Below are 26,218 nucleotides of genomic sequence, written 5' to 3' on the forward strand. Positions count from 1 at the left end.
CCGAAACCTCGTCTGCACATGCCCCCCAATGGACGCATACAAAGACGCAGCTGAATAACAACAAAACCCCCCGCCACAAAAAGGCGGGGGGTTTTCTTTAGGGTTCGAACCCTTTTGGAACGCCGAAAGGCGGCGTGTCCACGCTCGTCCCGGTCAGTGCATTCAGAAATGCGACGAGGGCGTCGATTTCTGCATCGGTTAGCGCGACCGAGGAGATATCGATTGTGTTGCGCACACGTTGCATTTCGAAACGATCCTGCCAGACAACGAAGTCTGCCTTCTGTAGCCAGGGAACCTGAGGCAAAGCCGCCATGGCGGGTGTCCAGTTCGCCAAGCTGGTCTTTGGGTCCAAATGGTGGCGGATCATGCTTTCAAGGTCCGGGAAGGCGCCGTTATGGCCGTAAGGCGCGGTCAGGGCGACGTTTCGCAGCATTGGGGTGCGGAAGCGATAGGCGTCCTCGATCCGGTTGCTTTCGCCCATACGGCCCACGTCGCGGGCGTAAGGGTCCCATTGGCGGGTGCGGCCGGGGCCAAACGGGGGCAAACCCAAAGCGTGGAATTGCTGATCGGTCATCAGCGGTCCGGAATGGCAGGTCGAACAGTTTGCCTTGCCGTAAAACAACGTCATGCCGTCTTTCTGAACTTTGGTAAGGGCATTGGGGTCGCCAGCCAGATATTGGTCGAACGGGCTGTCGGTGCTGCGCCATTCGATGGCCATGAAAGCAGCCAGAGCGTTGGCAATCTGGGTGATCGTGATGTCTTGGGTGCTTTGGACCTCGTCGAATGCCTTTATCATCGCGGGACCGTATCGCGGATCGGTACGGACGCGTTTGGCCAGAATGGGCCAGCCCAGATCGATCCGGTCAGCGACGGCCCCGGTCACCTGATTTTCGCCGACATTTCCCGCCATTTCGAATTGAGATGTCAGGGGAAACAGCGCCTGCGCGGCGAGCAGAGAGTTCAGCCCCTCGGGCAGCCATTCCTGCGCGGGTGAGTTGAAGCCGTTGCCGTAGACATCAGAAATGCTCAGCCGACCATCGTGGAAGACAGTATGAAGCTCGCGCGCGCCAAGGTTCCACAGCCCAGGTGAATTGCGTGGGATGCGTTTGCGGATCTTGTCTGCTCCGATGCCGGGTGTGCGGTCCGGCCCCAGACCCTGACCACCTTCGCCAATACCCAGCGACAACCCGTCTGATGTGCCGAAATCCGGGTGGTGGCAGTGGGCGCAGGATATGTTCTGGTTGCCCGACAGGATCGGATCATAAAACAATTGATGACCGATGGCGGCCTGTTCCATATCAAAAGGAATGAAATCATCATCGCTCAGCGGGCGCGGTAAATCCTGTGCCGCAGCAGCCCCGGCCAAAAGGAACACAACCCCATGCGCCAGCTTGTATTTGCCCTTTGCCTGCTTGCGAACCCGGCGTTTGCCGAATTGGAACAGGCGCGCGATCTGATGGAGGCCGGGAAATTCGAAGCCGCGCGCGAAGAACTGCTGCCTGCCGCCCGGTCGGGCAATGCCGAGGCCGAGGAACTGATCGGCGTGATGTACGGGCTGGGGTTGGGTGTTGAACAGGATTATGAACGCGCGTTTGAATGGTATCTGAGGGCTTCGATGAAGGGGCATCCGGGGGCGCAGTCGGGGGTCGGATGGTACTATGAGCTGGGTCTGGGCATGCCCGCGCCCGATCTGGTGCGGGCTTACATGTGGTATACGCTCAGCGCGATTGGAGGCGATCCCGACGCGGCGATCAGCCTTGAGGAAGTGGTCAAGAAAATGTCGCCGGAGCAGATCGAAAGGGCGCATATTCTGGTTAATGACTACAAAGGGTGGATGTACCCTTTCAGATGATGGATCAAACCCGCAACGGTTTCGCAAACCGTTTTGGGGCGCGGGTTTCAGGGTCGATGATCGGGCCTGAGGAGTATTGGCACACAAAAGCCCGTCGCGGGTTGGCTGTCGTATTCGCACCCGAACTGTGAAGCGTGAGGCTGGAAAAGGCCACGATGGTGCCTGCCTTGCAGGTCATCGGAGTGCCTGTGTCCTCGCCGAAATACCCGTTAAGCTCGTTGCTTTCATCCTGCCATTCATGTCGGTCCAAACCGGGCTCGGCGTCAAGGTCACGCGGCAGGATATAAACGCACCCGTTCTCTTCGGTTGCATCATCCACTGCGATCCAGACGGTCAGATAGGGCGTGTGATCAAAGCCGACATAGGCACCGTCTTGGTGCCAGGCGAAACTCGCGCCTTTGCCTGCGCCTTTGACCACAAACTGCTCGTTGAACAGCATCGGGTCTTCGATTCCGCAGGCGCTGATGATTTCGGCGATCTTGGGGCCGAGCAAGAAGTCCTCTAGCGACGGGAACTCGGCATGGCGATGGCGCAGAAAGCGGCGCGCATTGCCTAGCCCGATTTTGTGCACATTGCCGCCGCCATCATGGGCAGGCTCCTCCAGAAGCGTGTCGCAGGTGCCGCGCAGCATCTGCAGGTCTTCCGGGCTGAGCGCATTTTCGAAGACGAGGTAACCTTGGCGGCGAAATGCATCGGTTTGGTCGAGCATCAGAGTTTCTCCGGCGAGGGGCAGGTTTGCGCGCGACGGGGCCGCGCGCAAGGTTCTCTTGTCAGACCGCTTTACTGCGTTTCGGCTGCGCGGGTCGCTGCAATCTCGGCTTCAGCTTCGGCAACAGCAGCAGTCAAAGCGTCAAAGGCTGTTTCTCCGCCATCGACATTGGCCTTGAACCAATCATAGACAGGTGCAGCGGCTTCCTTGAATGCGGCCTTCTCTTCCGGTGTCGGCACATAAAGATCGCCACCTTCGGCCACGAATTCCTCATAAGCCTGGATTGACTTGCGCTTGGGCGAGGCGAATGTGGCCTGCTGTAGCTGATAGAACCCATCGACGATGACATTGCGCAGTTCCGGCGGCATCGACATGAACTTTTCGTTGTTCATGAACCACAGCGCACCCATATAGGCGTGCCCGTCCAGAGTGACGTATTTCAGACCGGCATCGGGGAACTTCATGCTCATGATGTCGGTGATGCCGTTCTTCGATCCTTCAACAACACCGGTCTGGAACGAGGTGAACAGTTCAGGCCATGGGATCGGCGTCGGGGCCGCGCCCAGTGCTTTGACCAGCTCTTGCGGCAGGTCAGCGACCACGGTGCGGATCTTCAGCCCTTCCATGTCGCCGGGGCTTTGTATCCGGCGCTGGGTGTTGGCAAAGTTGCGCCAGCCACCCGTATTGCCAATCGTCATCAGACGCAGCGCGCCGCCCGAGTTTTCGGCGACCATTTCCTGCATCTTGGTTACAAAGGGCGAGCCGTTGGCCAGCGCCGCTTCGGCCACGCGGTCATCCGACATCAGATAGGGCAAGTCCAGGACCTGAACGAAGGGGAAGATGCCCGACGTGCCACCCGAGGTCTGGATGACGATGTCGATCTGACCTTCGGCCACACCTTGCAAGCATTCGGCCCCGTTCGAACACAGCTGGGTGCCGATGAACAACTCGACCTCGATCGCACCGTTCGAGGCGGCCTCGACATAGTTCTTGAAGACGATCAGGCCGTCATAATCTTCGTCATTTTCGTTCGAATTGGCCGTGGCACGCAGCGTGTAGTCGGCGGCCGTGGCTGCCATGGCGGACGCGGCCACAAGCGATGTGGCCACCGCTGCGGTTTTGATGAAGTCTCTGAGCATGCGTTTCCTCCCTGTGATACTCAGTTGGCAAATCCCGTTATCCTCGGGATCGTCATGGATAGTGCGGGGATATAGGTGATCAGAAAGATCACGATGATTTCGACCGCCAGAAACGGCAGGATCGCCTTGGCGATGGTTTCGACCCGTTCGCGCGACACGGCGGCGGCCACGAACAGGACCAGGCCCATCGGCGGCGTGGCGAGGCCGACGGTCAGGTTGACGCTCATGATGATGGCGAAATGGATCGGATCGACGCCGAGGCTGGTGAAGATCGGGCCAAGGATCGGGCCAAGGATGATGATTGCAGGGCCCGCGTCCAGAAACATGCCGACGATGAACAGCAGCAGGTTGATCAGGAAAAGCAGGATCAGCGGATTTTCCGACAGGCTGAGGATCAGCGAGGCCAGTTGCTCCGGCGCGTGGCTGAGGCTGACCACGGTTTTGAACGCCATCGCCGCGCCAACCAGCAGCAGCACGACGGCAGAGGTCATGCCTGCGTTGCTGAGCACCTCGGGCACCTCTTTCCATGTCAGCGTGCGCAGAACGAAGAAGCCGATGATAAAGGCGTAGCCCACGGCGACCGCGGCGGCCTCGGTCGGTGTGAAGATACCGCCCAGAATGCCGCCCAGAATGATCACCGGGGTCATCAGCGGGAAGAAGGCTTTCAGGCTGGCCTGACGCCGTTCGGGCCAGGTGTATTTGCGGCTGGCGACCGGGAAATCATAGCGGTCGGCCATCAGTTTGATCATCAGCATAAGGCCGACGCCGACCATCACGCCGGGCACGATGCCCGCAAGGAACAGCGCGGCGACGCTTTCGCCCATGACATAGGCATAGATGATCATGATGCCCGAAGGCGGAATGATCGGCCCGATCACCGAACTGGCCGCTGTGATCGCGGCGGCGAATTTGCGGGTATAGCCCTGTTTCTCCATCGCCGGGATCAGCATCGACCCCAGCGCCGACGTGTCCGCCACGGCTGATCCTGATAGGCCGGCGAACAGGATGGAACTCAGGACATTTACGTGCGCCAACCCACCGCGCAGGTGGCCCATCAGGGCCTGCGAAAACTCGACAAGGCGGATGGTGATGCCGCCGCGGTTCATCAACTCTCCGGCCAGCATGAAGAAGGGGATCGCCATCAGTGGAAAGCTGTCCATGCCATTATAGACATTGCGATAAAGCAGCGTGATGTCGTTGGTCTGGCCATTCAGCCATAGCAGGATGCCGGGCGCGGCCAGCAACGCGAAAAAGACCGGTAGGCCGATCAGCAGGAAAATCAGGAAGGTGGGCAGGAACCAGATCAGCATTTATTCGGCCCCCACTGCCGCGTCAGGAATTTCGGGCAACAGGTGACCCCCGCCCAGCAGAGTGATGAAGGATCGCAGGATCAGCTCGATATTCACCGTGATCAGCAGGATGACACCAACCAGCAGCGAGGCCATCATCCAGCTGCGCGGGATGCGATACCATTCGTCGAACCCGAAGGAGGTGGGCAGATACAGCGCGGCAGTGGCGAATTTGCCGCCAAAGCCGGTGACTTCGGACCAGCCGATATTGACCGCGACCAGCAAGACCGCCAGCGAGATCAACAGCAGGAACAGGTTGAGCGATTGCCCGATGACGCGCGGCAAAAACCTTTGCAGCATGTCGATGGCCACAAAACCGCCGCGCCGAAAGGCGGTGGGGGCCATCAGGCCGGTCATCCACAACATGCAAAACCGTGCGGCCTCATCCGGCCAGGGCAGCGCGTTGCCCAGAACGTATCGGAAGAACACCTGTATCAGGATTGCGATCACCATGAGTGCAATCGCAACGACACCAACCGCGCGGCCCAGACGCAGCGCGGTTTCGTTCACGAATGCAATCGGCGCTAACGCCGATGCCAGTCCGCCCATGCGGATCCTCCCTTGTTCAGCCGTGGGTTTGTCCCACGGTCGTCAGATCGCGTTTAGGTTTTCGCGAATTGGCCGAGTTTCCCGGCGTAAAAGGTCAGCGCGTCTCCGTCCGCCATGCTGACCTTAAGAACTTTTCCTACGACAATAACGTGATCGCCTGCATCGTGATACGCATGTTGTTCGCATTCGAACCGCGCCAGGCAATCCGACAGCAGCGGCGTTCCGTTCGTGCAGCGCTCATGATCGATATCGCGCAGCGCAAAGGCGTCTTTCGAGCAGCCAAAGCACAGTTCGGCCTGTTCCGCCGACAGCACATGCACGCTGAAATGGCGGGCCTTGTGAAAATAGGGGAAGCGGCGCGAGTTACGGTCGCCAGCCCACATGATCAGCGGCGGGTCCAGTGACAGGGACGAAAAGCTGTTGGCGGTGATGCAGACCGGGCCATCCGCGCTGTCGCAGGTCACGATGGTGACGCCCGTGGCAAAGCGGCCAAAGGCGTCGCGCAGGGTGCGGGTGTCGTCCTTGTGGGGAACGAATGTGCGGGTCATGTCCTTTGAAATGGCGTTCATCATGGTACCTCAAGCCCCAGTGCCGCCTCATAGAGGCGATACCAGCTTTCACGATCCAGATTGACTTTCAGAGCGTCCGAGATGGTTTTGATGCGGCTCAGGTTATTGGTGCCCAGAACCGGCAGGATATTTGCCGGATGGACCAACAGGAACGCCACGGCCACGGCAGCACGATCCACGCCGAACGCGGCTGCGATCTCATCAGCGACGACGCCCACGGGCGGGTTTCCGGCCATCAGAAGACCGCCGCCCAGAGGCGACCATGCCATGATCGGTTGCCCATGCAGCTGGTGAAAGGCCAGATCGCCGTTGGTGAAGGGGCTGATTTCGCCCAGAGAGATCTCGATCTGGTTGGTGACCAGCTGCGTTTTCATCGCCGATTGCAGCAGCGACCAGTCCCAGGGGCGGAAGTTCGACACGCCAACCGCGCCGACCTTGCCGCTGGCCACAACCTCATCCAGTGCGGCACCGGTTTCGTGGTGGTCCATGAACGGGTCGGGACGGTGGATCAGCAGCAGGTCGATATGGTCAATCGCCATTTCCGACAGAGAGGTATCGACGGACTTCAGGATATGGTCGCGCGAGGTGTCGTAATACTTGACCTTGGCATCCGCATACCGGCCCATCGGCGCGATGATGTCACATTTGGTGACGATCTCCATCCGCTGGCGCAGGCTGGGGTTGGCGCGCAACGCGTTGCCCAGAACCGCCTCGGCCGCGTAACCACCATAGATATCGGCCTGATCGAATGTGGTAATGCCCTGATCCAGACAAGCCTGTATTTTGGCCTCGACATGGCCCACGGACGTGTCGCTGTCATCGCCCAGCCGCCACATGCCATAGACCAGACGGCTCATTTCCAGCGTGTCGGATAGTTTCACACGTTGCATCAGCGACGAACTCCGTTGCCCAGCGGGGTCGCCGGGGGTGTTGCAGGCACGCGCCCATAGGCTTCGGGCAGCGAGCAGGTTTTCAGGTTGGGCATCACGCGGGCACCAAAGTGCCTGGCTTCGTCCATGTGCGGATAGCCCGAGAAGATGAAGGCGCGGACGCCCATCTTCTGATACTCTTCGATCTTGGACATAACTTGATCGGTCGAACCGACCAGCGCAGCACCACAGCCTGACCGCGCTCGGCCAACACCAGTCCACAGGCCGGGTTCGACATAGCCATACTCATCCGCCAGATCGCGGTTCTTGGACTGATGCGCCACACCCAGCGAGGTCGCGTCCAGCGCCCGTTCCCGGATCGCGCGGCCATACTCATCATCCAGTTTCGAGACGATGTAGTCGGCGTATTCCTGCGCCTCGGCCTCGGTATCGCGAACGATCATGTGGACGCGCAGGCCGTAATCCAGCGTACGACTGTAATTCTCGGCGACTGCATGAACGGCCTTCATCCGTTCGGCCAATTGGTCCTTGGTTTCAGGCCACATCAGATAGACGTCGCAATGCTCGCCGCACAGGTCCAAAGCAGACGGCGAGTAGCCGCCGAAATACAGAAGCGGACCGCCAGTTTGATAGGGCTTGGCGGGGTCAGTGGTCAGGCCCGAGAAATTATAGACCTGACCCGCGTGATTGATCTCATCCCGCGTCCAGGCCTGTTTCAGAATCTCGACCACCTCGCGCGAGCGTTGGTAGCGGTACGCGCTATCGGCTTTCTCGCCCGGGAAGTCTGATGAGATGATGTTGACCGTCAGCCGCCCCTTCAGCATGTGATCGAGCGTCGCGATGGTGCGGGCCAGCATGATCGGCTGCATCTCACCACAGCGTACGGCGGCCAGCAGGTTGATCCGGTCGGTGATCGGCGCGCAACCTGCGACAAAGCTCAGCGTGTCCTGACCGACCTGATAGGACGAGGGGCACAGGATATTGCGGAACCCCTGCGCCTCGGCCTCTTTCACGATGCCGGAACAGTGGTCCCAGCTAGAGCGTAGATCGCCATCGGGCACGCCCAGAAACTGGTAATCGTCCGAGCACAGCGCTGCAAACCACGAGACTTCGGCCGCATCCAGATCGGGGGATGTGATGGGGACGATGCTCATTTGATTCACGCTCCGTACATCTTTGACTTTCCTCTTGCGTAGCAAGCACATTGATGTAGATCAATAGTGTATCAATTTTTCCTGCGACTGAAAGAAGCGCCCGGACGTGCCCCCGAACAGCCGAAACCCCAACGCATTGCCGATCTATGTTCAGATCGCCGAACTTCTGATCCGCGAAATTGCCGCCGGACGGTTGATCGATGGGGAACGCCTGCCGCCGGAACGGGACATGGCGGCCGAGCTTCAGGTCTCGGTCGGGACGCTGCGAAAATCGCTCGCCGAGCTTGAGAAAAAAGGGATGCTGGAGCGGATACAGGGCTCGGGCAACTATGTGCGAGAAACCGGAACGCAAAACAGCGTCTATGCGATGTTCCGGCTGGAACTGCCCGAAGGCGGGGGCTTGCCGCGCGCGGATATTCTGTCGGTCGATCAGGTAGAAAAGCCCGCCGATCTTCCCCAATTCGGGGCATCAAGCCGAGGCTCGCGCGTGCGGCGGATGCGCTATCTGAATGACACAATCATCGCGGTCGAGGAGATCTGGCTGGACGAATCAGCCGGTCGGATCGATCGCAGCCTGCTGTCGGACTCGCTCTACCGTTATTATCAGCACCAGCTTGGGTTCTGGATCACGAGAGCCGAAGACAGGGTTTCGGTCGGGTCGCTGCCCGACTGGACGCCCGAGAGTTTCACTAAACCCGCCGGTGAAACGGTGGGGTATATCGAGCGGTTCAGCTGGTCGGAAAAGGCCGAACCCGTCGAGTTTTCAAAAACATGGTTCGATCCGGATCGGGCCACCTATGTCCAACGTCTGAAGTAAAAGGAAATGCGCATGACCCGGACCATCCATTACGGGCTGATCGGATGCGGCATGATGGGGCAGGAGCATCTGCACAATATCGCTTTGTTAGAAGGCACGCGGGTCGCGGCGATCTACGAACCTGATCCGGACATGGCCAAAGCGGCGCAAACCATCGCGCCGGATGCGGTCATGGTGACGTCTGTGCAAGAGTTGCTGGCAGTCGAGGATCTGGATTGCCTCGTCATCGCCAGCCCGAACCACCTGCATGTGGATCAGATTTGCGAAATCGCAGCCACGCGTCCCTTGCCGCTGTTGGTGGAAAAGCCGCTGTTCACCGATCCGCAGGATGCCGCCCGGCTTGAGCAGGTTCAGCGCGACTACCCCCATCCGATCTGGGTGGCGATGGAGTACCGCTATATGCCCCCCATCGCGGCGCTGATTGATCAGACGGATGTGACTGGCGGCGTTCAGATGCTGTCGATCCGCGAACATCGGTTTCCGTTTCTGGGCAAGGTCGGCAACTGGAACCGGTTCAATCGCAATACCGGCGGCACCTTTGTCGAAAAATGCTGTCACTTCTTCGACCTGATGCGCCTGATCCTGCGCGCGGATCCGGTGCGGATCACTGCAAGCGGCGGGCAGGCGGTGAACCATCTGAAAGAAAGATATGATGGTGAGACGCCGGATATTCTGGACCACGGCTATGTGCTGGTCGATTTCGCCAACGGGGCGCGGGCGATGCTGGAACTGTGCATGTTCGCCGAAGGCTCACGCTATCAGGAAGAGGTCTCGGCCATTGGCCCCAAGGCCAAGATCGAGGCGCTGGTTCCCGGACCGGGCCGGTTCTGGCCTGATCATCTGGGCGAACCGCCGATGCCGCAGGTGATCGTCAGCCCGCGCGATCCGAAGGGGCCGATTTCGACCGACATTCCGGTCGATCCGAAATTGCTGGCCGCAGGGGATCACAACGGATCGACCTTCTATCAGCATCAGGGGTTTCTGGAACTGTTGCGTGGCCAACGCGCCCAGCCGGATGTCTCACTTCAGGACGGGTTGTGGGCCGTGCGCATGGGGCTGGCGGCGCAGCAGGCGCTGAACACGGGCGAGGCCGTTCGCTTTGGCCCGTGATGCCGATAGGAAACCTGTGTTCCCGATATACGCGATTCCCGATGTCGTTTTTGGCATCGGAGAGGTCTTTTCCGCTTGCTGAGCGGTTGAGCAGGCAATAGCTCTGCCCGTGGGACACCCCTCCCCAACGAGGGGCGTGTATCTGGAAGGGTAATACAGATGACGAATGAACAACCGGTCACGCGGCCGGCGAATCCGCGTTTTTCCTCGGGCCCCTGCGCCAAACCCCCCACATTTGATCTGACCAAACTGGCCGATGCCGCGCTGGGACGCTCGCACCGGGCTGCTGTTGGCAAGGACAAGCTGAAGGCGGCCATCGAAGGCACGCGTGAGGTGCTGGGCATTCCGGCGGATTACAAGATTGGCATCGTTCCCGCCTCGGACACCGGCGCGGTCGAGATGGCGCTGTGGTCGCTGCTGGGTGAACGCAAGGTCGAGATGCTGGCGTGGGAAAGCTTTGGCTCGGGCTGGGTCACGGATGTGGTCAAGCAGCTGAAGATCGATGCCGAAGTGAAAACGGCTGACTACGGGCAGATCGTTGATCTGGCCACGGTCGATTTTGCCAATGACGTGGTATTCACGTGGAACGGCACGACCTCGGGCGTGCGGATTCCCAATGGCGACTGGATTGCCGATGACCGTCAGGGTCTGACGATCTGCGATGCGACCTCGGCGGCCTTTGCGATGGACCTGCCGTGGGACAAGCTGGATGTGACCACTTTCAGCTGGCAGAAAGTGCTGGGCGGTGAGGCGGCCCATGGGATGCTGATCCTGTCGCCCCGCGCGGTGGAACGGCTGGAAAGCTATACGCCTGCATGGCCACTGCCCAAGATTTTCCGCCTGACCAAGGGCGGCAAGCTGATCGAGGGTATCTTCACTGGTGCGACGATCAACACGCCGTCGATGCTGGCGGTCGAGGATTACCTGTTTGCGCTGGACTGGGCGCGCTCGGTTGGTGGGTTGCAGGGGTTGATCGCCCGTGCGGATGCCAATGCCGGTGCGGTCCATGCGTTCTGTGCGCAGAATGACTGGATCGCCAATCTGGCTGAGGATGCGGCGACGCAGTCGAATACGTCCGTGTGTCTGAAATTCACCGATGCCCGTATTCAGGACGGGGCCACATTCGCCAAAGCAGTCGCCAAACGGCTGGAGGCCGAGAACATCGCGCTGGACATCGGTGCCTATCGCGACGCGCCTGCGGGTCTGCGCATCTGGTGCGGCGGCACGGTCGAGACCTCGGATGTCGAGGCGATGCTGCCGTGGCTGGCCTGGGCCTTTGAGGCCGAGATTGCGGCGCAGACAGCGGCTGCCTGACGTCCCCTTGCCGGGCTGAAGCCCGGCCTACGCAGAACTGAAATGTAGGGCGGGCTTCAGCCCGCCATCCCAAGACTTCTTCAAAGGACCAGAGATATGGCCCCCAAAGTACTCGTATCCGACAAGCTCAGCGAAACCGCCGTGCAGATTTTCCGCGACCGTGGCATCGATGTGGATTTCATGCCCGATCTGGGCAAGGACAAAGACAAGCTGGCCGAGGTGATCGGTCAGTATGACGGCCTCGCCATCCGCTCGGCGACTAAGGTCACGCCGACCATTCTGGAAAAGGCCGACAAGCTGAAAGTCATTGGCCGCGCCGGGATCGGCACCGACAATATCGACAAGGATGCCGCGTCCAAAAAGGGCGTGATCGTGATGAACACGCCCTTTGGCAACATGATCACCACCGCCGAACATGCGATTGCGATGATGTTCGCCGTGGCGCGGCAGATCCCCGAGGCCAGCACCTCGACCCATGCGGGCAAGTGGGAAAAGTCCAAGTTCATGGGGATCGAGCTGACCAACAAGACCCTTGGCGTCATCGGCGCGGGGAACATCGGCGGGATCGTCTGCGAACGCGCGCTGGGCTTGAAGATGAAGGTCGTCGCCTATGACCCCTATCTGGGTGAAGAGAAAGCCGCCAAGATGGGTGTCGAAAAGGTCGAGCTAGACGAGCTGCTGGCCCGCGCCGATTTCATCACCCTGCACGTGCCGCTGACCGATCAGACCCGCAACATCCTGAGCCGTGAGAACCTGGCCAAAACCAAGAAGGGCGTGCGCATCATCAACTGTGCCCGTGGTGGATTGGTTGACGAAGAGGCGCTGGCCGAGGCGCTGCAATCGGGTCAGGTCGCAGGCGCGGCCTTTGACGTGTTCAGCGAGGAACCGGCCAAGGAAAACGCCCTGTTCAACCTGCCCAACGTGGTCTGCACGCCGCATCTGGGTGCGGCCACGACCGAAGCGCAGGAAAACGTGGCGCTGCAGGTGGCCGAGCAGATCTCGAACTATTTGCTGACCGGTGCCGTGGAAAACGCCCTGAACATGCCCAGTGTGACGGCGGAAGAAGCCAAGGTAATGGGCCCGTGGATCAAGCTGGCAGGTCATCTGGGCAGCTTTATCGGCCAGATGACGGATGAGCCGATCAAGGCGATCAACATCCTCTATGACGGTGTCGCGGCGCAAATGAACCTTGCCGCACTGAACTGCTCGGTCGTGGCGGGGATCATGAAAAAGTTCAACCCCGAGGTGAACATGGTCTCGGCCCCGGTTGTTGCCCGTGAACGTGGCATTCAGATTTCGACCACCAATCAGGACAAATCGGGTGCGTTCGAAGGTTATATCAAGGTGACCGTCGTGACCGAAAAGCGCGAGCGTTCCATCGGGGGCACCGTGTTCAGCGATGGCAAGCCGCGTTTCATCCAGATCAAGGGCATCAATATCGATGCCGAGGTGGGTGCGCATATGCTGTATACCACCAACGAAGATGTTCCGGGCATCATCGGTGCGCTGGGTCAGACCATGGGTGAGAACGACGTCAACATCGCGAACTTTACCCTAGGCCGGTCCGAGGCAGGCGGCGAGGCCATTGCGCTGCTTTACGTCGACGAACCTGTTCCGGCTGAGGCCCGCGCCAAGCTGGCAGAGACGGGTCTGTTCACACAGATCAAGCCGCTGGAGTTCGATGTCGCCTAACCAGTGTTGAATTTCTGAGACAATTCCTGCCCGCGCCCCCCCAAGGCGCGGGTATTTTCTTTTCCCGCCCGAAGATTTGCGCAACAAGCCAGATATTCAATCTGTACGAGGGCACCTGATGCCATCCCCTGTTTACGTAATTGGCGATATTCACGGCCAGCTTGAGATGCTGCAACAGGCGCTTGACCTGATCGAGCGTGATGGCGGGCCGGATGCCCGCGTGGTGTTTCTGGGTGATTATGTGGATCGCGGTCCGGACAGTCGCGCGGTTCTGGACCTTTTGGCCGCAGAACACCGCGCCGGGCGCAATTGGGTGTTTCTGCTGGGCAATCACGACCGGATGTTTGCCCGTTTCCTGCAGGATGGCTCCACAGCCGAGGCCAAGCTGCGGGTCGGAGAACACTGGCTGCATCACCGCTTGGGCGGGGCCGAGACTTTGGCGTCTTACGGTGTGGAGTTCACGGAAGAAGACCGTATCTTCCGGCTGCTTGAGAGGGTGCACGATGTTGTACCGCAGGCTCATATCGACTTTCTGAACGGCCTTGTGACACATCATCAGGAAGGCGAGGTGTTCTTTGCCCATGCAGGCATTCGGCCCGGCGTCCCTTTGGCGGATCAAACCGAAGAGGATCTGGTCTGGATACGGGGCGAGTTTCTGGACGATCCGCGCCCGCATCCCTATCTGATCGTGCACGGGCACACACCCGCCCAGCGGGCCGAGCATCGTGGCAACCGGATCAATCTGGATGGTGGAGCCGGGATGGGCCGACCGCTGGTTCCAGCGGTTTTCGAGGGCCGCGACTGCTGGTTGCTGAACGAAAACGGCCGTGTCCCGCTGACCCCTAGCCCTTGACGAACCGATCCCTGAATAGCTCGCGCAGCGTGTTTTTCTGCACCTTGCCCATCGTATTGCGCGGCAGGGCGTCCATCAGGATCAGCTCGCGCGGGTGTTTGAACCGAGCGAGGTCGTTCTGAACCGAGGTCATGATTGCGGTCAGGTCCGGTGACTGGCCGGGCAAGGGCACGATGATGCCCAGAACCGTTTCACCAAAATCCGGGTGCGGCACGCCGATTACGGCGCTTTCCAACACGCCGGGCTGGTCGTCCAGCAGCAGTTCAAGCTCTTTGGGGTAGATGTTGAACCCGCCCGAGATGATCAGGTCTTTGCCGCGCCCGACGATATGGACATAGCCATCCTCATCCACGCGGCCCAGATCGCCGGTGATGAAGAACCCATCCTCGCGCAGTTCGGCTGCGGTTTTTTCAGGCATCTGCCAGTAGCCGCTGAAGACGTTCGGGCCGCGCACCTCGATCATGCCGATCTCGCCCTGCGGCAGGGTCTCGCCGCTGTCCGGATCGGTCACTTTCAACTCGACATCCGGCAGAGGAAACCCGACCGTGCCCGCGCGGCGTTCACCGTCATAGGGGTTCGAGGTGCTCATGTTGGTCTCGGTCATGCCATAGCGTTCAAGAATGCGGTGGCCTGTGCGGGCCTCGAAGCTTTCATGGGTTTCGGCCAGCAGGGGGGCAGAGCCCGAGATGAACAGCCGCATATGTCGGGTCAGATCACCGGTGAAGCGCGGGTCGCCCAGCAGGCGGGTGTAGAAGGTGGGCACGCCCATCATCGATGTTGCCTGCGGCATCAGGCGCAGCATGTCGTCCAGATCAAACTTCGGCAGAAAGATCATCGATCCGCCCGAGGCGAGGATCACATTCGTTGCCACGAACAGCCCGTGCGTGTGAAAGATCGGCAGCGCGTGCAAGAGCACATCTTCGCGCGTGAACCGCCACTCCCGCACCAGCGTATCGGCGTTTGACAGCAGGTTCGCCTGTGTCAGCATCGCGCCTTTTGACCGTCCCGTGGTGCCAGAGGTGTAAAGGAATGCGGCAAGATCATCCTCGGTCCGGTGAACCGGTTCGAAGGCCGGTAACATGCCCAAAGCCCGCCGCATCAGACTGCCCGAGCCATCGGCGTTCAGCGTTTCCAGCCGGGCGTTCTGAGCCTGCGCAATTGGGGTCAGTTCCGCCTCACTGGCAGCATCGCAGACGACCAGAGCGGCCCCGCTGTTTTCGATGAAATAGGTCAGCTCGGCGGTTTTGTAGGAGGTGTTCACAGGCAGAAAGATCAGCCCTGCCTGCGCACAGGCCGCATAAAGCGCCAGCATCTCGGGCGATTTCTCGACCTGAACGGCGACGCGATCGCCGGGCTCCAGCCCATACCCCGTCAGCGCGTTGGCGATCCGCGCCGCCATATCCAGAAACGCGGCATGGGTGATTGTCCGCCCGTCGGGCAGATGCAGAAACGCCGTGTCTTTCCCCGCGTGAATCCCAAACAAGCGATCATAAAGCGGGTTGCCCATCCCGTATTCCTTTTCCAACTGCCTGCGCTGAATCTGTCGTGGAAATGTGGGGTGGTAAAGCCCCGTTTGCGATATATTTTACGGGCGTTTTCCAATCCCGCTCTGGTGCATATGCTGCACCTGCGATATGCGCAGGGCAGCTTGCCGGAGATACGATATGTTTGTTGCCACATTGCTTACCAACCCAGCCGCACCGTCGCTGGACCCGGCCCTGGTCGAATCGCTGCGAAACGCCTGGGGCGGTGCCGAAATCGTCTGGCTGAACCCCGATGAGGCGGCAGAATTTGCCGTGCCGGACATGCCGGACAATCGCTGGGATGTTTGGGCGGACTTGCAGCAGATGGGTGTCGATCTGGTTGTGCAACCGTCCGAGGGGCGACGCAAAAAGATGCTGCTGGCCGATATGGACAGCACCATGATTCAGCAGGAATGCATCGACGAACTGGCTGATGAGGCCGGTGTGGGCGAACGCGTCAAGGACATCACCGCGCGCGCCATGAATGGCGAGTTGGATTTCGAAGGGGCCCTGATCGAACGGGTCGGTCTGCTGAAAGGGCTGGACGAGGCGGTCATCGATCAGGTGCTTAACACCCGGATCACCCTGATGCCCGGCGGGCGCGAACTTGTTTCCACCATGCGGGCAAATGGCGGTTATGCGGCATTGGTGTCAGGCGGGTTCACCGCCTTCACCGCGCGTGTGGCCGAGGTGTTGGGGTTTGACGAAAACCGCGCCAACACGCTGCTGGCCGAAGACGGACGCCTGACCGGCGATGTCGGACGTCCGATTCTGGGTCGGCAAGCCAAGGTCGAGTCGCTGGAACGGATCACAGCCAAGCTCGGTTTGGCCGAGGCGGATGTGATCGCGGTGGGGGACGGGGCCAATGATCTGGGCATGTTGTACCGCGCCGGAACCGGAGTTGCGCTGCACGCCAAACCCTCGGTCGCGGCGGAATGTGACGTGCGGATCAACCACGGTGATCTGACCGCGCTGCTGTATCTGCAGGGTTACAGGAAGTCCGAGTTTCAGGGCTGATCACCCCTAGAACAGATCGAACCGAACCGGGTTTTTGGCCCAATACACTCTGGCCGCCAGCAGCAAGCGCGCTTTGGGGTCATTTGTCGACGCGTAAGACACGGGAACCCCGAAACGTGCGCTGGCGCTTTCCAGCGCGGCCAGCGTGGCGGGGCCGACCTGACCGTCAACGGCGACATTTTCTCCGACCTCGTTCAGGGCCATTTGCAGGGCCCGGTCCAGATCAGCCTTGGATATCCCGTCCAACTGACCCATCGCCTGCGCGGCGGGTTCTTCATTGGCCAGCAACGCGGCCTTGGCCGCCCGCAGCGCCGCATCGGCAGGGCCACGTCCCGGCACCTGACCATCCAGAATGATGAAGGCCCCGTTGGCCCCACCCCACGCATCACCGCGTTCCAGTGATGTATCGTACCACTGCAACGCCTCGGCGCGGGTTCGTCCCTGCAACTGATCGCGCAGGATCATGCGGGCGATGCTAGCCGGAGCGGTCGGATGCCCGCCGTCAGAGGCGGCACGAAAATAGGCCTCGGCCTTTGCGAAATCGACAGGGTTTCCACCAAGCCCTTCCAGCGAGACATAGGCAAGGTTATCGTAGCCGTAGATATCCTTGCGCAGTTCCGAGGCGCGCAGATAGCGCAACCCGCGTTCGGGGATATAGTGGTCCGAGTTCTGCCGCAGATAATAGATGCCCAGCTCGTTCATCGAGAAGGTATGGCCCAACTCGACAGAACGTTCCAACAACTCAAACCCGCGCTTTTTCTCTTCCTGTGTTGTCCCGTTACGCAGTAGATCCTGACCTAGGCTGTGCATGGAATACGGGTCGCGCTGAGCTGCACCCTGTTCCAAAAGTTCGCGGGCACGTTCGGGGTCATAGGGGGTTTTGGTGACGGCGCGGTCAATCCGCTGGGTTTTCAACAAACTGGCCAACGCATATTTGGCGCGGATGTGCCCCCCGGCTTCGGCTGCCGAGATGCTTTCAAAAGCGGCGGGCACATCACCCGATGCCTGTTGGATGCGCCCAAGCTGATACAGGAAGCGCGGATTGTCGGGATCGTCCTGAACGGCCTGTGTGCAGGCTGCCAGCCCCTTTGCGATGTCCAATTCGTTCGGCAGGCGGAACACGCCGACACCATTGATGTCCAGCGCATCTCCGGCCTCTAGGTCGCAGGCGTTCATTTCCAGATCCAGAGACACGTCGACTGTCTGCTGTTTTTGGTCTTGTGTCAGCACCTGAACCGAAAAGGTATCTTTGAAGTCAGCGTTGCCGACTTCGACAGCGCGCGCGTCAGAAATCTCGGGGGCGTATTGCACGTCACTGGCCGTGGATTGATCGCTGAAACTGACAGCGCCCCGGGTCGGGTTTTCAATCACCTGCAGATCGACAATTTCGGTTCCCAATGCCTGTTCCAGGCTTCGCAGCAATGGGATCGACTTGTCGAACTGATAGCTGAGAGCCACCGATTGTGGTGCGGTTTCTTCTGTCTCAGCCGGTGGGGATGCGGATTCAGTGGATTGTTGTGCCAGATAGAATGGGCGTACCAGCGTCGAGCTTTCCCAAGGAATCTGCTGACCCGCCGTTTTGGCGTGAACCTGTTCGCGAATGACAGGGAAAAGCTGCTGAATGTTCTCAAACGGCGAAGATGCAGCCGTAGCCAGAACGGCAGCAGTATAGGGGCTGTTCTGACCCTGCGCGCCATCACTCGCCACAGCACCGGGTGACGTGGAGTACGCTACCAGTGAGTTCAGGGGCGTCTTGAACACATCAAACCCTTCGCGGGTTTCGAACAGGTTTGCATCCAGATCCGCGGCCAGCCGGAGATCCTGAAATGGATTGTCGCGACACGAATCCAATATGGCGACATGGGCCGCGCTGCGCGCCGACAGGGTATCGATCACGCGGTCCAGCGTCATGGTCGCCAGCGGGACGTCGTAAATGGTTTCGAACTTGGCATCGACCGGCAGCAGGTAGTTTCTGCGGCCGATCTGAATGCCATGACCTGCGTAATAGAACAGCACATCGGCCGAAGGTGGGATGTTCAGCACCGCCGTTCGGATCAGCGCTTCAAATTCCTGCTTGCTCAGGTCATAGCCGTCGTACACCCGAAAGTCGAAATCCCGCAGCATGGCTGCAATATCTTCGGCATCCTTGCGGGCATTGGTCAGGTCGCCAACGCTTTCGTAATCCTGATTGCCAATCACAATTGCGATGCGATTGGCCGTTGACGATGCTTGGCCGGTCTGCGCGCTCAGAGCATGTGTGTTCAGTAACAGGAAAGCCGATGCAGCCAGCAAGCGACCAAGTCGTTGCTTCAACGCTTGCTGTGACATTGTTAAGACCCTTTCAGATCATGAGTTGCCCCAGCCACCGCCGCTGCCGCCGCCGGCACCCGAACTGCCACCTGACGAACCGCCGGAACCGCCACCCGATGAACCTCCCGAACTGCCGCCTGACGAACCGCCCGAGCCGCCACCGGAACCTCCGCCTGATCCTCCGCCGCTCGAACCGCCTTCGCCGCCGCGTTCTTCACCGGCCAGGGATGTTGAAGACGTGCCAGAGCTTCCCGACGACGTCGCCGAAGCCGGCGTTGCTGCGACGGCTGACTGCGTCGCCTCGCCTGAGGTATCAACCGGCTCTTCCTGAGACCAAACTGTCCCACATCCGGAAAGGGCGACTGTCAGAACAGCAAATGCTGAAACGGTCGTACGGCGCATTTCAAAACTCCTTAACAACTTACATAAAACACGAAACTCGCATATTTGATTATAGTTCGCAGACATTATGTCTGTCTATTAGTGAATTATGGCTGTTTTTGAAACACTTAAGGTGTCGAACGTGACCGAGTTCACACAGCCGCTTTGAGCTTTCCTTAATTTAACTTTTGTGTTAAATAGTGATCATGAACACGCTCCTCACCACCTTCGCCGCCCTGTCCGATGCGACCCGTTTCGCGATTGTTGAGCAATTGATGGAGGCCGGAGAGATGCCCGCAGGCGAGTTGACCAAGGGCAAGGGCATGTCCGGTGCCGCGATCTCGCGCCATTTGAAAGTGCTGCGCGCGGCAGGGCTGGTACAGCAGCGGGTGCAGGGCACACAGCGCATGTATTCGATCCGCCCCGAGGGGCTGCGCGCCATTGCCGACTGGACGATCTCGAAGCGCCAGTTCTGGGAAAGCAGTCTGGATCGCTTGGGCGACATACTGGAAAGGGAAAACTCATGGCCGACCTGAAGCTCGAGCGGGAGTTTCCCGTTGATCCTGAAACGCTGTTTGCATGGGTCACCAACGGCGCGAAGCTGTTGCAATGGTGGGGCCCCGAGGGGATGCATGTGCCCCGGCACAATCTGGATTTCTCGCGCACGGGTCCGTGGTTTTCAGTGATGGAGAACAGCGAGGGCCAGCAATACAAGGTCTCGGGCCATGTCACCCATGTCGACCCGCCCAAATCTGTTGGGTTCACCTGGGCCTGGCATGACGATCAGGATCAGCGCGGCGCGGAAAGTCATGTGACCTTTGCCGTCACGGCAACCGAAACCGGTTCGCGCCTTGTGGTGGATCACCGGGAACTGGTCGATGCGGAAGCTGCCGAGAACCACAACATGGGCTGGACATCTTCACTGCGCAAACTCGAAGCGCTGTGCACATAGGTTTTCATCAGGGAGGAGCGTTATGCCCCAATATTTGTTTGTCTATCACGGGGGCCACACCCCCACCGACCCCGCCGAGATCGAGGCGACCATGGCCGCATGGGGCGCGTGGTTTCAGAACATGGGTGAGGCGTTGGAGATCCCCGGAAACCCGGTTGGCCAATCCTACACCGTCAGCAGCAGCGGGGTCGTCGACAATGGCGGCGCAAACCCGGCCTCGGGCTTTACGGTGATCAAGGCCGACAGCATGGACGCCGCGACCGAGATGGCCAAGGGCTGCCCGATGGTTGTCAACGGTTCCGGCTCGGTCGAAGTGGCCGAGGTGCACGAGATTGAGATGTAGCGGGCCTAGCCGGGAAAACCCGGTGCGGGTCTGATCACGCCGCATTCCAGCCCTCGGCGGCTGTATTGCGTAGCGTTCATGAATTTTCTGGTGGCCGGGTGGTCGGCCTCCAGCACGCCAAGGCTGACCAATAAGGCGGCAATGGCGCATTCGCTGGCGCGGGTGGTTCCGTCGGTGATTTTCAGCGCCACACCCATGCGTTTTTCCGGCAGGATGGCCACGAATACAGCTTCGGCCCCGGTTTTGATCGCCGCACGCCCCTCCATGGCGCGCATCAGTTCCGTGCAGGCGCGGGTTTCGCCCGCGACCAGTTCGGGGTGTTTGATCATCGCGGCGGTCAACTGCTGCGCCGCATCGCTGGATCGGTCGGACCGGTCCGCGGCCGAGGCGAACCACGCCATCGACCGCGCCAGCCCCACCAATGAGGTCGCGAAGTTCGGGGCCGAGCATCCGTCAATCCCATAACCGGGGCTGGTTTCGCCGGTTGTCTCTTCGATGGCCGACAGGCAGGCTTGCTGCACCGGGTGGTCGATCTCAAGATATTCCGGCCCGGCCCCCATATGCTGACCAAGGGTCAGAAAGCCGCAATGTTTGCCTGAACAATTGTTGTGAATCTGGCAGGGCGTATCGTCGGCCAAAATCAGCCGGTCGCGCGCGGCCTTATCCGCCGGTTCCTGCGGGCCGCAGCGTAGATCGGGTTCTGCCAGACCCAGATGATCCAGCCACTCCGTCACACGTTCGGTGTGGATCGCAGCGCCATTATGCGAAGCACAAGCCAGCGCCAGATGCTCTGAGTTCAATCCGTACTTCGCTGCAGCGCCCGACGTAATCAAGGGAAGTGCCTGAATCATCTTGGCCGAGGATCGCGGATAGATCACCGCATTTGGATCGCCCCAGCTTTGCACGATCTGCCCGGTGCCATCGCAGACCACCGCATGACCCAGATGCAGACTTTCCAGCAGGGGACCACGCCACAGTTCTGTCATCGGTATGGGCTGAGTCATCTTGACCTCCGGATTTATGCGCAAAATTCTGCCAATCGCCCTTTCGCCTGTGGCGAAACCTGCGTTAGTGTGTGTATGTCGGCAATCATCGGGATGCGCAACTTTTCCAAGACGAACCGGCAGGGTTCGCGACGCATTCTGATGGGTATGAGGTAGAAGGTCGAGCTAGGAGGCTGGACAAATGGGATCAATGCTCGTCCGCGTGATCGCGGGCCTGTGCGTGGCGGGGATGGCCACGACTGCAATCGCTCAACAGGCGACAAGCACAAATCGCGTAGCGGCAAAAACGGATTGGAGCGTTTTTGTCGAGGATGATCCCACCGAATGTTGGAGCGTTTCCGCCCCCAAGGAAACGGTGAATACCCGTGGCGGGCGTGTGGTTTCGGTCCGTCGCAGCGACATCCTGCTATTCGTGTTCTATCGCCCCAATGCCGAGGTCAAAGGTCAGGTGACCTTTACCGGTGGCTATCCGTTTGCGGCAGGGTCGACCGTGAACCTGAACGTAGATGGCAGCGAGTTCGAATTGTTCACCGAAGGCGAATGGGCCTGGCCCGCAACAGCGGCGGATGATGCCAAGATCGTCACCGCCATGAAGCGCGGAACCGAGGCGGTTTTGACCGCACGGTCGGAGCGGGGAACGCAGACCAAGGACACATTTTCATTGCTGGGCTTTACCGCAGCGATCGAAGACGCCGAAAAGCGCTGCACCAACTGACCCATTCTAAATTCAGATATAGGTAACCCCGTCTTTCGGCGGGGTTTCTTTTTGGCTCAAAAAACGACCGCTTTACGTAACGTACATATTCGAATTTGATCCGTATCAAAGCAGGTTGCTCCGTTTTCTGAACTAATCGGTTCAGAGGAAGAAAAGGAGCTTTCGAATGCTGAACAAGTCCATTGTCGCCCTTATGATCGCCGCCGCTGCGGTGCTGAGCGCATGTGAGAAATCAAGCGACACCTATCCGGTGTCCGGCGAGCAATGTGGACCGGAAGATCCGGTAAAAACCCTGGATGCAGCGGATTGTAACATCTTGCCTGCAAGCTTCTGACCGGCTCATCCGGTATCGGAAAACGAAATCGGCCGCATCGCTCATCCCGGTGCGGCCGAACTGTATCTGGGCGCGTCAAAAAAAGCTGAAGGCCGGGATTGACGATTCCTTTTGATCTTTGCGCGCGATCCTATATAGAGGCGCATCCCAAGCCAGAATCCGTTGAGACAGCCACATGTCGCCCAAAGCGCCGATCACTCAAGACGTCATGACCATCCCCCGCAAACTGCCCGAGGGGAAGGTGAACCTTGTCGGTCTGACCCGCGACCAGCTGCGCGAGGTGCTGATCGAACACGGCACGCCCGAGAAACAGGCCAAGATGCGCACCGGGCAGATCTGGCAGTGGATCTATCAATGGGGCGTGCGCGATTTTGGTGAAATGACCAATCTGGCCAAAGCCTATCGCGCGCAACTGGCCGAGAACTTTGTCATTGAAATCCCCGAGGTTGTGACCCGTCAGGTGTCCGAGGACGGCACCCGCAAATATCTGTGCCGCATCGCGGGCGGGCATGAGGTCGAGGTTGTCTATATCCCCGAGGATGATCGCGGTACGCTGTGCATCTCGTCTCAGGTCGGGTGCACGCTGACCTGTTCCTTCTGCCATACCGGGACGCAAAAACTGGTGCGCAACCTGACCGCGGCGGAAATCGTCGGTCAGGTGATGATGGCCCGCGACGATCTTGAGGAATGGCCCACCCCCGGCGCGCCCAAGGATGAAACGCGCCTGCTGTCGAACATCGTTCTGATGGGCATGGGTGAGCCGCTGTATAATTTCGAAAACGTCCGCGACGCGATGAAGATCGCCATGGACCCCGAAGGCATTTCCCTGTCGCGCCGCCGGATCACCCTGTCGACCAGCGGGGTGGTGCCCGAAATCGCACGCACGGCCGAGGAAATCGGTTGCCTTCTGGCGATCTCGTTCCATGCGACTACGGACGAAACCCGCGACGTGCTGGTGCCGATCAACAAGCGCTGGAATATCGAGGAATTGCTGCAGGCGCTGGCCAGCTATCCGAATGCCTCGAACTCGGAACGGATTACATTCGAATACGTGATGCTGGATGGCGTGAACGACAGTGACGAGGATGCGCACCGCCTGATCAACCATATCAAGCGCCACAAGATTCCAGCCAAGATCAACCTGATCCCGTTCAACGAATGGCCCGGCGCGCCCTACAAGCGCAGCTCGAACAACCGTATCCGGGCCTTTGCGAACATCATCTATCAGGCGGGCTACGCCTCACCCATCCGCAAGACGCGGGGTGAGGATATCATGGCGGCCTGCGGTCAGTTGAAATCGGCCACAGAACGCGCCCGCAAATCGCGCAAACAGATCGAGGCCGAGGCTGGGTTGAACAGCTAAAGCATCTGCTCAGCCGACAGTTGAAGATGAAATCTTAACATTTCGGCTTCTGTTTTTTGCATGCAAAATTTGTTATGTTTGTCCTGCCCGGGTTTCGGATTTGGGGCTCACCTTTGTGCACGAAACGGTGAGGTGGACGGACCGGTTCTGGCAGGATGATTGATGTTCGCTATGTGGATTAATGTAAGTCCCGATGCGCAAGCGAACTGTTTTTCAGGTAGGCCAAGTTATGAATACAGTTTTCAGCAATAGATTTCAGACCGTTCTTATTATTTCGGCTTCGCTTCTGATTTTTGTGGGCCAGACGCAGGCCGACGAACAGGATGCCCATATCGCAATCGAAAACCCCGCCGAGTTGAGCAAGGACGAGGCCAACGCTGTCTACAAGTCCTTGGCGAAGCGGATGGCGCGTGGCTATGCGGCGGCACAGCTGGATCTGCTGCGCAATTACCAAAGCTGGCCGCTGTTCAATGATGCGCCCTATATCTCGGCCACCCACGGACAGCGGTTTGTGAACAGCTATGCCAACAGGATGGCGCATAATTACGGGACCTTGCAGGAAGGCGAGGTTCTGCCGGTGGGGTCGGTGCTGGCCAAGGACAGCATGACCGTCACGGATGAGGGGAAAATCTTTCCCGGTGCGATGTTCGTGATGGAAAAACTGGCCCCTGGCACAGATCCCGACATGGCGGATTGGCGCTATATCATGGTTCTGCCGGATGGCTCTTTGTTTGGCGACACGATGGGATTCCGCGCCAATGCAGTGGCCTATTGCCATGACTGTCACGAGCAGGTCGCCGAGCGCGATTACACCTTTTATGTGCCCGAAGAGTATCAGACCGGCGAATAGCAATCGCATCGCCTGTTGACGGTGCGACGGCGGGTCCGCCCGTTAGCCGCGTCGGAACCGAGCCGTTCCGATAACCTCGATCAATTGCTGGCGGACGGGTTCGGGCTGCGTTTCGACCGCGTTCAGCACCTCGCGCAATTCCGCGCGCAAACCGTGCATCTGGTCGATCAGAGAGATCACCATCGACAGCGCGTCCGCTTCCATGTCGTATTGCTCGTGCAACTCGCAGGCCAGTTCCAGCCGGGCGACGTCGATGCTGTGATAGACCAGCCCCTGATCCGATTGCTCGGGGATCACGATTTCCGCCGCCAGATACTCGGTCAGACGATCCGACGTCAGGCGCGAGATGGTCTCGATCAGTTCCTTTTCGGTCAGGCTCATGACGGCATTCCTTTCCGCGGATCATAGCGGTGCGTGTCGCGCCAGGTCTCCATGAAGGTCTTCAATTCTTCATCAATCGTACCGGGCATTGCGATGGTCAGTTCAATCAACTGATCCCCGCGCTGGGACGAGCCGCGTTTCTTCACCCCTTTGCCGCGCAGCCGCAGGGTTTTTCCGCTACTGGTGCCAGCCGGAACAGTGACATTCACACCGCCGTCGATGGTGGGGGCCGGGACCTTGCCGCCCAGAATGGCCTCATCAATGGTGATGGGCAGCGTGATATGGATGTCGTCGCCCTGCCGGTCGAACACTGCATGTTTGGCGACCGAGACTGTCACCAAAGCATCCCCCGGCGGCCCTTCACCATAGCCCGGAGCGCCCTTGCCCCGCAGGCGGATCGTTTGGCCATCGGTGATACCGGCGGGGATCTTGACCTCGATCCGGTCCCCATCCGGCAAGGTCAGCTTTTGGCTGGCACCAAAGACGGCATCCAGAAAGCTGATCTCAAGCGTGTAATTCAGATTGTGGCCCGGCGCATGAAACTGCTGCGTGCGTTGACCGCCGAAACCGCCGCGTCCCCGCATGAATTCGGCGAAAATGTCGGACATGTCGTCCGGATCCGCCTGACGCCCGCGATAAGGGTTGCCCGCTGCTTCGGCGTAGTCCCGGTAGTATTGCTGCTGCGGCCGTTCCTGACCCGAAGCGTCAATTTCGCCATTGTCATAGCGTGCGCGCGTTTCGGGGTCTTTCAGCAGGTCATAGGCTGCGGCGGCGGCTTTGAATTTGGCCTCGGCCTCTGCGTCGCCGGGTTTCAGGTCCGGGTGGCATTCCTTGGCGATACGCCGATAGGCTTTCTTGATCTCGGCGGCAGTTGCGTCCTTTGCTACACCAAGGACGGAATAGGGATCGTCGCTCATCTCACCTCTCTCGCGGGTCGGTCAGAACAGGGTGGTTGCGTTTTATCATGCGATTTCAAGGGCCCAAAAGGAAGAGACGATTGAATTGCTTCTTCATTTCCTGCAAACCTGTTAACATCTGCATGTTTTTA

28 protein-coding genes are annotated in these 26,218 nt (G+C 59.5%); 14 read left to right on the forward strand and 14 right to left on the reverse strand.

The window, feature by feature from the left end:
- Positions 1-97: 97 nt before the first annotated feature.
- Complete coding sequence (locus ACR0E6_RS18860; protein ID WP_480586411.1) at positions 98-1,366, reverse strand: cytochrome-c peroxidase; 1,269 nt, start codon at positions 1,364-1,366, stop codon at positions 98-100.
- Positions 1,367-1,381: 15 nt separating this feature from the next.
- Between ACR0E6_RS18860 and ACR0E6_RS18865 the strand changes: the two genes are divergently transcribed.
- On the forward strand, positions 1,382-1,852 hold the full coding sequence (locus ACR0E6_RS18865) for a tetratricopeptide repeat protein (RefSeq protein ID WP_480586125.1): 471 nt from the start codon (positions 1,382-1,384) through the stop codon (positions 1,850-1,852).
- A 4-nt stretch (positions 1,853-1,856) separates the two neighbouring features.
- On the opposite strand, the gene ACR0E6_RS18870 is transcribed toward ACR0E6_RS18865, so the two are convergent.
- The 7 genes from ACR0E6_RS18870 to ACR0E6_RS18900 all read right to left on the reverse strand — a co-directional run bounded on the left by ACR0E6_RS18870 (position 1,857) and on the right by ACR0E6_RS18900 (position 8,211).
- Positions 1,857-2,561 carry a phytanoyl-CoA dioxygenase family protein gene (locus tag ACR0E6_RS18870; protein WP_480586128.1) on the reverse strand — a complete coding sequence of 235 codons (705 nt, stop codon included), beginning with the start codon at positions 2,559-2,561 and terminating at the stop codon, positions 1,857-1,859.
- 71 nt (positions 2,562-2,632) lie between these two features.
- Entirely contained in the window at positions 2,633-3,700 is a 1,068-nt protein-coding gene (dctP, locus tag ACR0E6_RS18875) for a TRAP transporter substrate-binding protein DctP (protein WP_480586131.1), read from the reverse strand.
- A 20-nt stretch (positions 3,701-3,720) separates the two neighbouring features.
- Positions 3,721-5,010, reverse strand: a complete 1,290-nt coding sequence (locus ACR0E6_RS18880; protein WP_170378746.1) for a TRAP transporter large permease — start codon at positions 5,008-5,010, stop codon at positions 3,721-3,723.
- The gene (locus tag ACR0E6_RS18885; protein ID WP_480586134.1) at positions 5,011-5,598 is read right to left on the reverse strand and encodes a TRAP transporter small permease; all 588 of its coding nucleotides are present in this window, start codon (positions 5,596-5,598) and stop codon (positions 5,011-5,013) included. It abuts the gene before it with no gap.
- Positions 5,599-5,651: 53 nt separating this feature from the next.
- Positions 5,652-6,170: a flavin reductase family protein gene (locus ACR0E6_RS18890; RefSeq protein WP_170523685.1), complete on the reverse strand. Its 519-nt coding sequence runs from the start codon at positions 6,168-6,170 to the stop codon at positions 5,652-5,654.
- Positions 6,167-7,057, reverse strand: a complete 891-nt coding sequence (locus tag ACR0E6_RS18895; protein ID WP_480586137.1) for an aldo/keto reductase — start codon at positions 7,055-7,057, stop codon at positions 6,167-6,169. The genes ACR0E6_RS18890 and ACR0E6_RS18895 overlap by 4 nt, the downstream gene beginning before the upstream one ends.
- Positions 7,057-8,211 carry an LLM class flavin-dependent oxidoreductase gene (locus ACR0E6_RS18900; RefSeq protein ID WP_480586140.1) on the reverse strand — a complete coding sequence of 385 codons (1,155 nt, stop codon included), beginning with the start codon at positions 8,209-8,211 and terminating at the stop codon, positions 7,057-7,059. Before ACR0E6_RS18900 ends, ACR0E6_RS18895 begins: the two co-directional genes overlap by 1 nt.
- Positions 8,212-8,317: 106 nt before the next feature.
- Here ACR0E6_RS18900 and ACR0E6_RS18905 point away from each other — a divergent pair, with 106 nt between their 5' ends.
- The 5 genes from ACR0E6_RS18905 to ACR0E6_RS18925 all read left to right on the forward strand — a co-directional run bounded on the left by ACR0E6_RS18905 (position 8,318) and on the right by ACR0E6_RS18925 (position 13,997).
- A complete protein-coding gene (locus ACR0E6_RS18905) occupies positions 8,318-9,028 on the forward strand; it encodes a GntR family transcriptional regulator (RefSeq protein WP_170523695.1) in 711 nt (236 codons plus the stop codon).
- Positions 9,029-9,040: 12 nt separating this feature from the next.
- Complete coding sequence (locus ACR0E6_RS18910; RefSeq protein ID WP_480586143.1) at positions 9,041-10,138, forward strand: Gfo/Idh/MocA family protein; 1,098 nt, start codon at positions 9,041-9,043, stop codon at positions 10,136-10,138.
- A 159-nt stretch (positions 10,139-10,297) separates the two neighbouring features.
- Entirely contained in the window at positions 10,298-11,452 is a 1,155-nt protein-coding gene (locus ACR0E6_RS18915; RefSeq protein WP_480586146.1) for a phosphoserine transaminase, read from the forward strand.
- Between the two features lie 96 nt (positions 11,453-11,548).
- Positions 11,549-13,144 carry a phosphoglycerate dehydrogenase gene (gene serA, locus ACR0E6_RS18920; RefSeq protein WP_480586149.1) on the forward strand — a complete coding sequence of 532 codons (1,596 nt, stop codon included), beginning with the start codon at positions 11,549-11,551 and terminating at the stop codon, positions 13,142-13,144.
- 118 nt (positions 13,145-13,262) lie between these two features.
- Positions 13,263-13,997 carry a metallophosphoesterase family protein gene (locus tag ACR0E6_RS18925; RefSeq protein WP_480586151.1) on the forward strand — a complete coding sequence of 245 codons (735 nt, stop codon included), beginning with the start codon at positions 13,263-13,265 and terminating at the stop codon, positions 13,995-13,997.
- On the opposite strand, the gene ACR0E6_RS18930 is transcribed toward ACR0E6_RS18925, so the two are convergent.
- Positions 13,987-15,504, reverse strand: a complete 1,518-nt coding sequence (locus ACR0E6_RS18930) for a malonate--CoA ligase (RefSeq protein WP_480586154.1) — start codon at positions 15,502-15,504, stop codon at positions 13,987-13,989. The genes ACR0E6_RS18925 and ACR0E6_RS18930 overlap by 11 nt on opposite strands.
- A gap of 157 nt (positions 15,505-15,661) precedes the next feature.
- Here ACR0E6_RS18930 and serB point away from each other — a divergent pair, with 157 nt between their 5' ends.
- Positions 15,662-16,537, forward strand: coding sequence for a phosphoserine phosphatase SerB (gene serB, locus ACR0E6_RS18935; RefSeq protein WP_480586157.1), 876 nt, complete (start codon positions 15,662-15,664; stop codon positions 16,535-16,537).
- A gap of 6 nt (positions 16,538-16,543) precedes the next feature.
- Here the strand turns inward: serB and ACR0E6_RS18940 are convergent, their stop codons facing one another.
- Together ACR0E6_RS18940 and ACR0E6_RS18945 are read right to left on the reverse strand one after the other, a co-directional pair.
- On the reverse strand, positions 16,544-18,865 hold the full coding sequence (locus ACR0E6_RS18940; RefSeq protein WP_480586160.1) for a caspase family protein: 2,322 nt from the start codon (positions 18,863-18,865) through the stop codon (positions 16,544-16,546).
- 18 nt (positions 18,866-18,883) lie between these two features.
- A complete protein-coding gene (locus tag ACR0E6_RS18945; RefSeq protein ID WP_480586162.1) occupies positions 18,884-19,249 on the reverse strand; it encodes a hypothetical protein in 366 nt (121 codons plus the stop codon).
- Positions 19,250-19,434: 185 nt separating this feature from the next.
- On the opposite strand from ACR0E6_RS18945, the gene ACR0E6_RS18950 reads away from it, so the two are divergent.
- From ACR0E6_RS18950 to ACR0E6_RS18960, 3 genes are read left to right on the forward strand one after another with little or no spacing between them, the layout of a single operon-like run.
- Positions 19,435-19,764, forward strand: a complete 330-nt coding sequence (locus ACR0E6_RS18950) for an ArsR/SmtB family transcription factor (RefSeq protein ID WP_480586164.1) — start codon at positions 19,435-19,437, stop codon at positions 19,762-19,764.
- Positions 19,752-20,180, forward strand: a complete 429-nt coding sequence (locus ACR0E6_RS18955; protein ID WP_480586166.1) for an SRPBCC family protein — start codon at positions 19,752-19,754, stop codon at positions 20,178-20,180. Before ACR0E6_RS18950 ends, ACR0E6_RS18955 begins: the two co-directional genes overlap by 13 nt.
- Positions 20,181-20,202: 22 nt before the next feature.
- On the forward strand, positions 20,203-20,523 hold the full coding sequence (locus ACR0E6_RS18960; RefSeq protein WP_170455355.1) for a YciI family protein: 321 nt from the start codon (positions 20,203-20,205) through the stop codon (positions 20,521-20,523).
- A 5-nt stretch (positions 20,524-20,528) separates the two neighbouring features.
- Here ACR0E6_RS18960 and ACR0E6_RS18965 read toward each other — a convergent pair whose 3' ends face one another.
- Positions 20,529-21,527 (reverse strand): asparaginase, encoded by a 999-nt coding sequence (locus ACR0E6_RS18965; protein WP_170455353.1) that lies wholly within the window; start codon positions 21,525-21,527, stop codon positions 20,529-20,531.
- 181 nt (positions 21,528-21,708) lie between these two features.
- Here ACR0E6_RS18965 and ACR0E6_RS18970 point away from each other — a divergent pair, with 181 nt between their 5' ends.
- The 4 genes from ACR0E6_RS18970 to ACR0E6_RS18985 all read left to right on the forward strand — a co-directional run bounded on the left by ACR0E6_RS18970 (position 21,709) and on the right by ACR0E6_RS18985 (position 24,789).
- Positions 21,709-22,242 carry an invasion associated locus B family protein gene (locus ACR0E6_RS18970; RefSeq protein ID WP_170455351.1) on the forward strand — a complete coding sequence of 178 codons (534 nt, stop codon included), beginning with the start codon at positions 21,709-21,711 and terminating at the stop codon, positions 22,240-22,242.
- A gap of 166 nt (positions 22,243-22,408) precedes the next feature.
- Positions 22,409-22,576 (forward strand): hypothetical protein, encoded by a 168-nt coding sequence (locus ACR0E6_RS18975; protein ID WP_170455349.1) that lies wholly within the window; start codon positions 22,409-22,411, stop codon positions 22,574-22,576.
- Between the two features lie 175 nt (positions 22,577-22,751).
- Positions 22,752-23,939: a dual-specificity RNA methyltransferase RlmN gene (rlmN, locus tag ACR0E6_RS18980; protein ID WP_480586172.1), complete on the forward strand. Its 1,188-nt coding sequence runs from the start codon at positions 22,752-22,754 to the stop codon at positions 23,937-23,939.
- A 229-nt stretch (positions 23,940-24,168) separates the two neighbouring features.
- On the forward strand, positions 24,169-24,789 hold the full coding sequence (locus tag ACR0E6_RS18985; protein WP_480586175.1) for a cytochrome P460 family protein: 621 nt from the start codon (positions 24,169-24,171) through the stop codon (positions 24,787-24,789).
- Positions 24,790-24,831: 42 nt separating this feature from the next.
- On the opposite strand, the gene ACR0E6_RS18990 is transcribed toward ACR0E6_RS18985, so the two are convergent.
- Both ACR0E6_RS18990 and ACR0E6_RS18995 read right to left on the reverse strand, forming a co-directional pair.
- A complete protein-coding gene (locus tag ACR0E6_RS18990) occupies positions 24,832-25,170 on the reverse strand; it encodes a hypothetical protein (protein WP_480586178.1) in 339 nt (112 codons plus the stop codon).
- Positions 25,167-26,087, reverse strand: a complete 921-nt coding sequence (locus ACR0E6_RS18995) for a DnaJ C-terminal domain-containing protein (RefSeq protein WP_480586181.1) — start codon at positions 26,085-26,087, stop codon at positions 25,167-25,169. Before ACR0E6_RS18995 ends, ACR0E6_RS18990 begins: the two co-directional genes overlap by 4 nt.
- Positions 26,088-26,218: the final 131 nt, after the last annotated feature.

Source organism: Ruegeria sp. AP12, from assembly GCF_056540025.1.

Excerpts from the sequence above, each read along its gene's own strand:
- ACR0E6_RS18865 (WP_480586125.1), top strand. The coding sequence starts at position 1,382 with ATGCGCCAGCTTGTATTTGCCCTTTGCCTGCTTGCGAACCCGGCGTTT.
- ACR0E6_RS18870 (WP_480586128.1), bottom strand. The coding sequence starts at position 2,561 with ATGCTCGACCAAACCGATGCATTTCGCCGCCAAGGTTACCTCGTCTTC.
- dctP (WP_480586131.1), bottom strand. The coding sequence starts at position 3,700 with ATGCTCAGAGACTTCATCAAAACCGCAGCGGTGGCCACATCGCTTGTG.
- ACR0E6_RS18880 (WP_170378746.1), bottom strand. The coding sequence starts at position 5,010 with ATGCTGATCTGGTTCCTGCCCACCTTCCTGATTTTCCTGCTGATCGGC.
- ACR0E6_RS18885 (WP_480586134.1), bottom strand. The coding sequence starts at position 5,598 with ATGGGCGGACTGGCATCGGCGTTAGCGCCGATTGCATTCGTGAACGAA.
- ACR0E6_RS18890 (WP_170523685.1), bottom strand. The coding sequence starts at position 6,170 with ATGATGAACGCCATTTCAAAGGACATGACCCGCACATTCGTTCCCCAC.
- ACR0E6_RS18895 (WP_480586137.1), bottom strand. The coding sequence starts at position 7,057 with ATGCAACGTGTGAAACTATCCGACACGCTGGAAATGAGCCGTCTGGTC.
- ACR0E6_RS18900 (WP_480586140.1), bottom strand. The coding sequence starts at position 8,211 with ATGAGCATCGTCCCCATCACATCCCCCGATCTGGATGCGGCCGAAGTC.
- ACR0E6_RS18910 (WP_480586143.1), top strand. The coding sequence starts at position 9,041 with ATGACCCGGACCATCCATTACGGGCTGATCGGATGCGGCATGATGGGG.
- ACR0E6_RS18915 (WP_480586146.1), top strand. The coding sequence starts at position 10,298 with ATGACGAATGAACAACCGGTCACGCGGCCGGCGAATCCGCGTTTTTCC.
- serA (WP_480586149.1), top strand. The coding sequence starts at position 11,549 with ATGGCCCCCAAAGTACTCGTATCCGACAAGCTCAGCGAAACCGCCGTG.
- ACR0E6_RS18925 (WP_480586151.1), top strand. The coding sequence starts at position 13,263 with ATGCCATCCCCTGTTTACGTAATTGGCGATATTCACGGCCAGCTTGAG.
- ACR0E6_RS18930 (WP_480586154.1), bottom strand. The coding sequence starts at position 15,504 with ATGGGCAACCCGCTTTATGATCGCTTGTTTGGGATTCACGCGGGGAAA.
- serB (WP_480586157.1), top strand. The coding sequence starts at position 15,662 with ATGTTTGTTGCCACATTGCTTACCAACCCAGCCGCACCGTCGCTGGAC.
- ACR0E6_RS18940 (WP_480586160.1), bottom strand. The coding sequence starts at position 18,865 with ATGTCACAGCAAGCGTTGAAGCAACGACTTGGTCGCTTGCTGGCTGCA.
- ACR0E6_RS18945 (WP_480586162.1), bottom strand. The coding sequence starts at position 19,249 with ATGCGCCGTACGACCGTTTCAGCATTTGCTGTTCTGACAGTCGCCCTT.
- ACR0E6_RS18950 (WP_480586164.1), top strand. The coding sequence starts at position 19,435 with ATGAACACGCTCCTCACCACCTTCGCCGCCCTGTCCGATGCGACCCGT.
- ACR0E6_RS18955 (WP_480586166.1), top strand. The coding sequence starts at position 19,752 with ATGGCCGACCTGAAGCTCGAGCGGGAGTTTCCCGTTGATCCTGAAACG.
- ACR0E6_RS18960 (WP_170455355.1), top strand. The coding sequence starts at position 20,203 with ATGCCCCAATATTTGTTTGTCTATCACGGGGGCCACACCCCCACCGAC.
- ACR0E6_RS18965 (WP_170455353.1), bottom strand. The coding sequence starts at position 21,527 with ATGACTCAGCCCATACCGATGACAGAACTGTGGCGTGGTCCCCTGCTG.
- ACR0E6_RS18970 (WP_170455351.1), top strand. The coding sequence starts at position 21,709 with ATGGGATCAATGCTCGTCCGCGTGATCGCGGGCCTGTGCGTGGCGGGG.
- ACR0E6_RS18975 (WP_170455349.1), top strand. The coding sequence starts at position 22,409 with ATGCTGAACAAGTCCATTGTCGCCCTTATGATCGCCGCCGCTGCGGTG.
- rlmN (WP_480586172.1), top strand. The coding sequence starts at position 22,752 with ATGTCGCCCAAAGCGCCGATCACTCAAGACGTCATGACCATCCCCCGC.
- ACR0E6_RS18985 (WP_480586175.1), top strand. The coding sequence starts at position 24,169 with ATGAATACAGTTTTCAGCAATAGATTTCAGACCGTTCTTATTATTTCG.
- ACR0E6_RS18990 (WP_480586178.1), bottom strand. The coding sequence starts at position 25,170 with ATGAGCCTGACCGAAAAGGAACTGATCGAGACCATCTCGCGCCTGACG.
- ACR0E6_RS18995 (WP_480586181.1), bottom strand. The coding sequence starts at position 26,087 with ATGAGCGACGATCCCTATTCCGTCCTTGGTGTAGCAAAGGACGCAACT.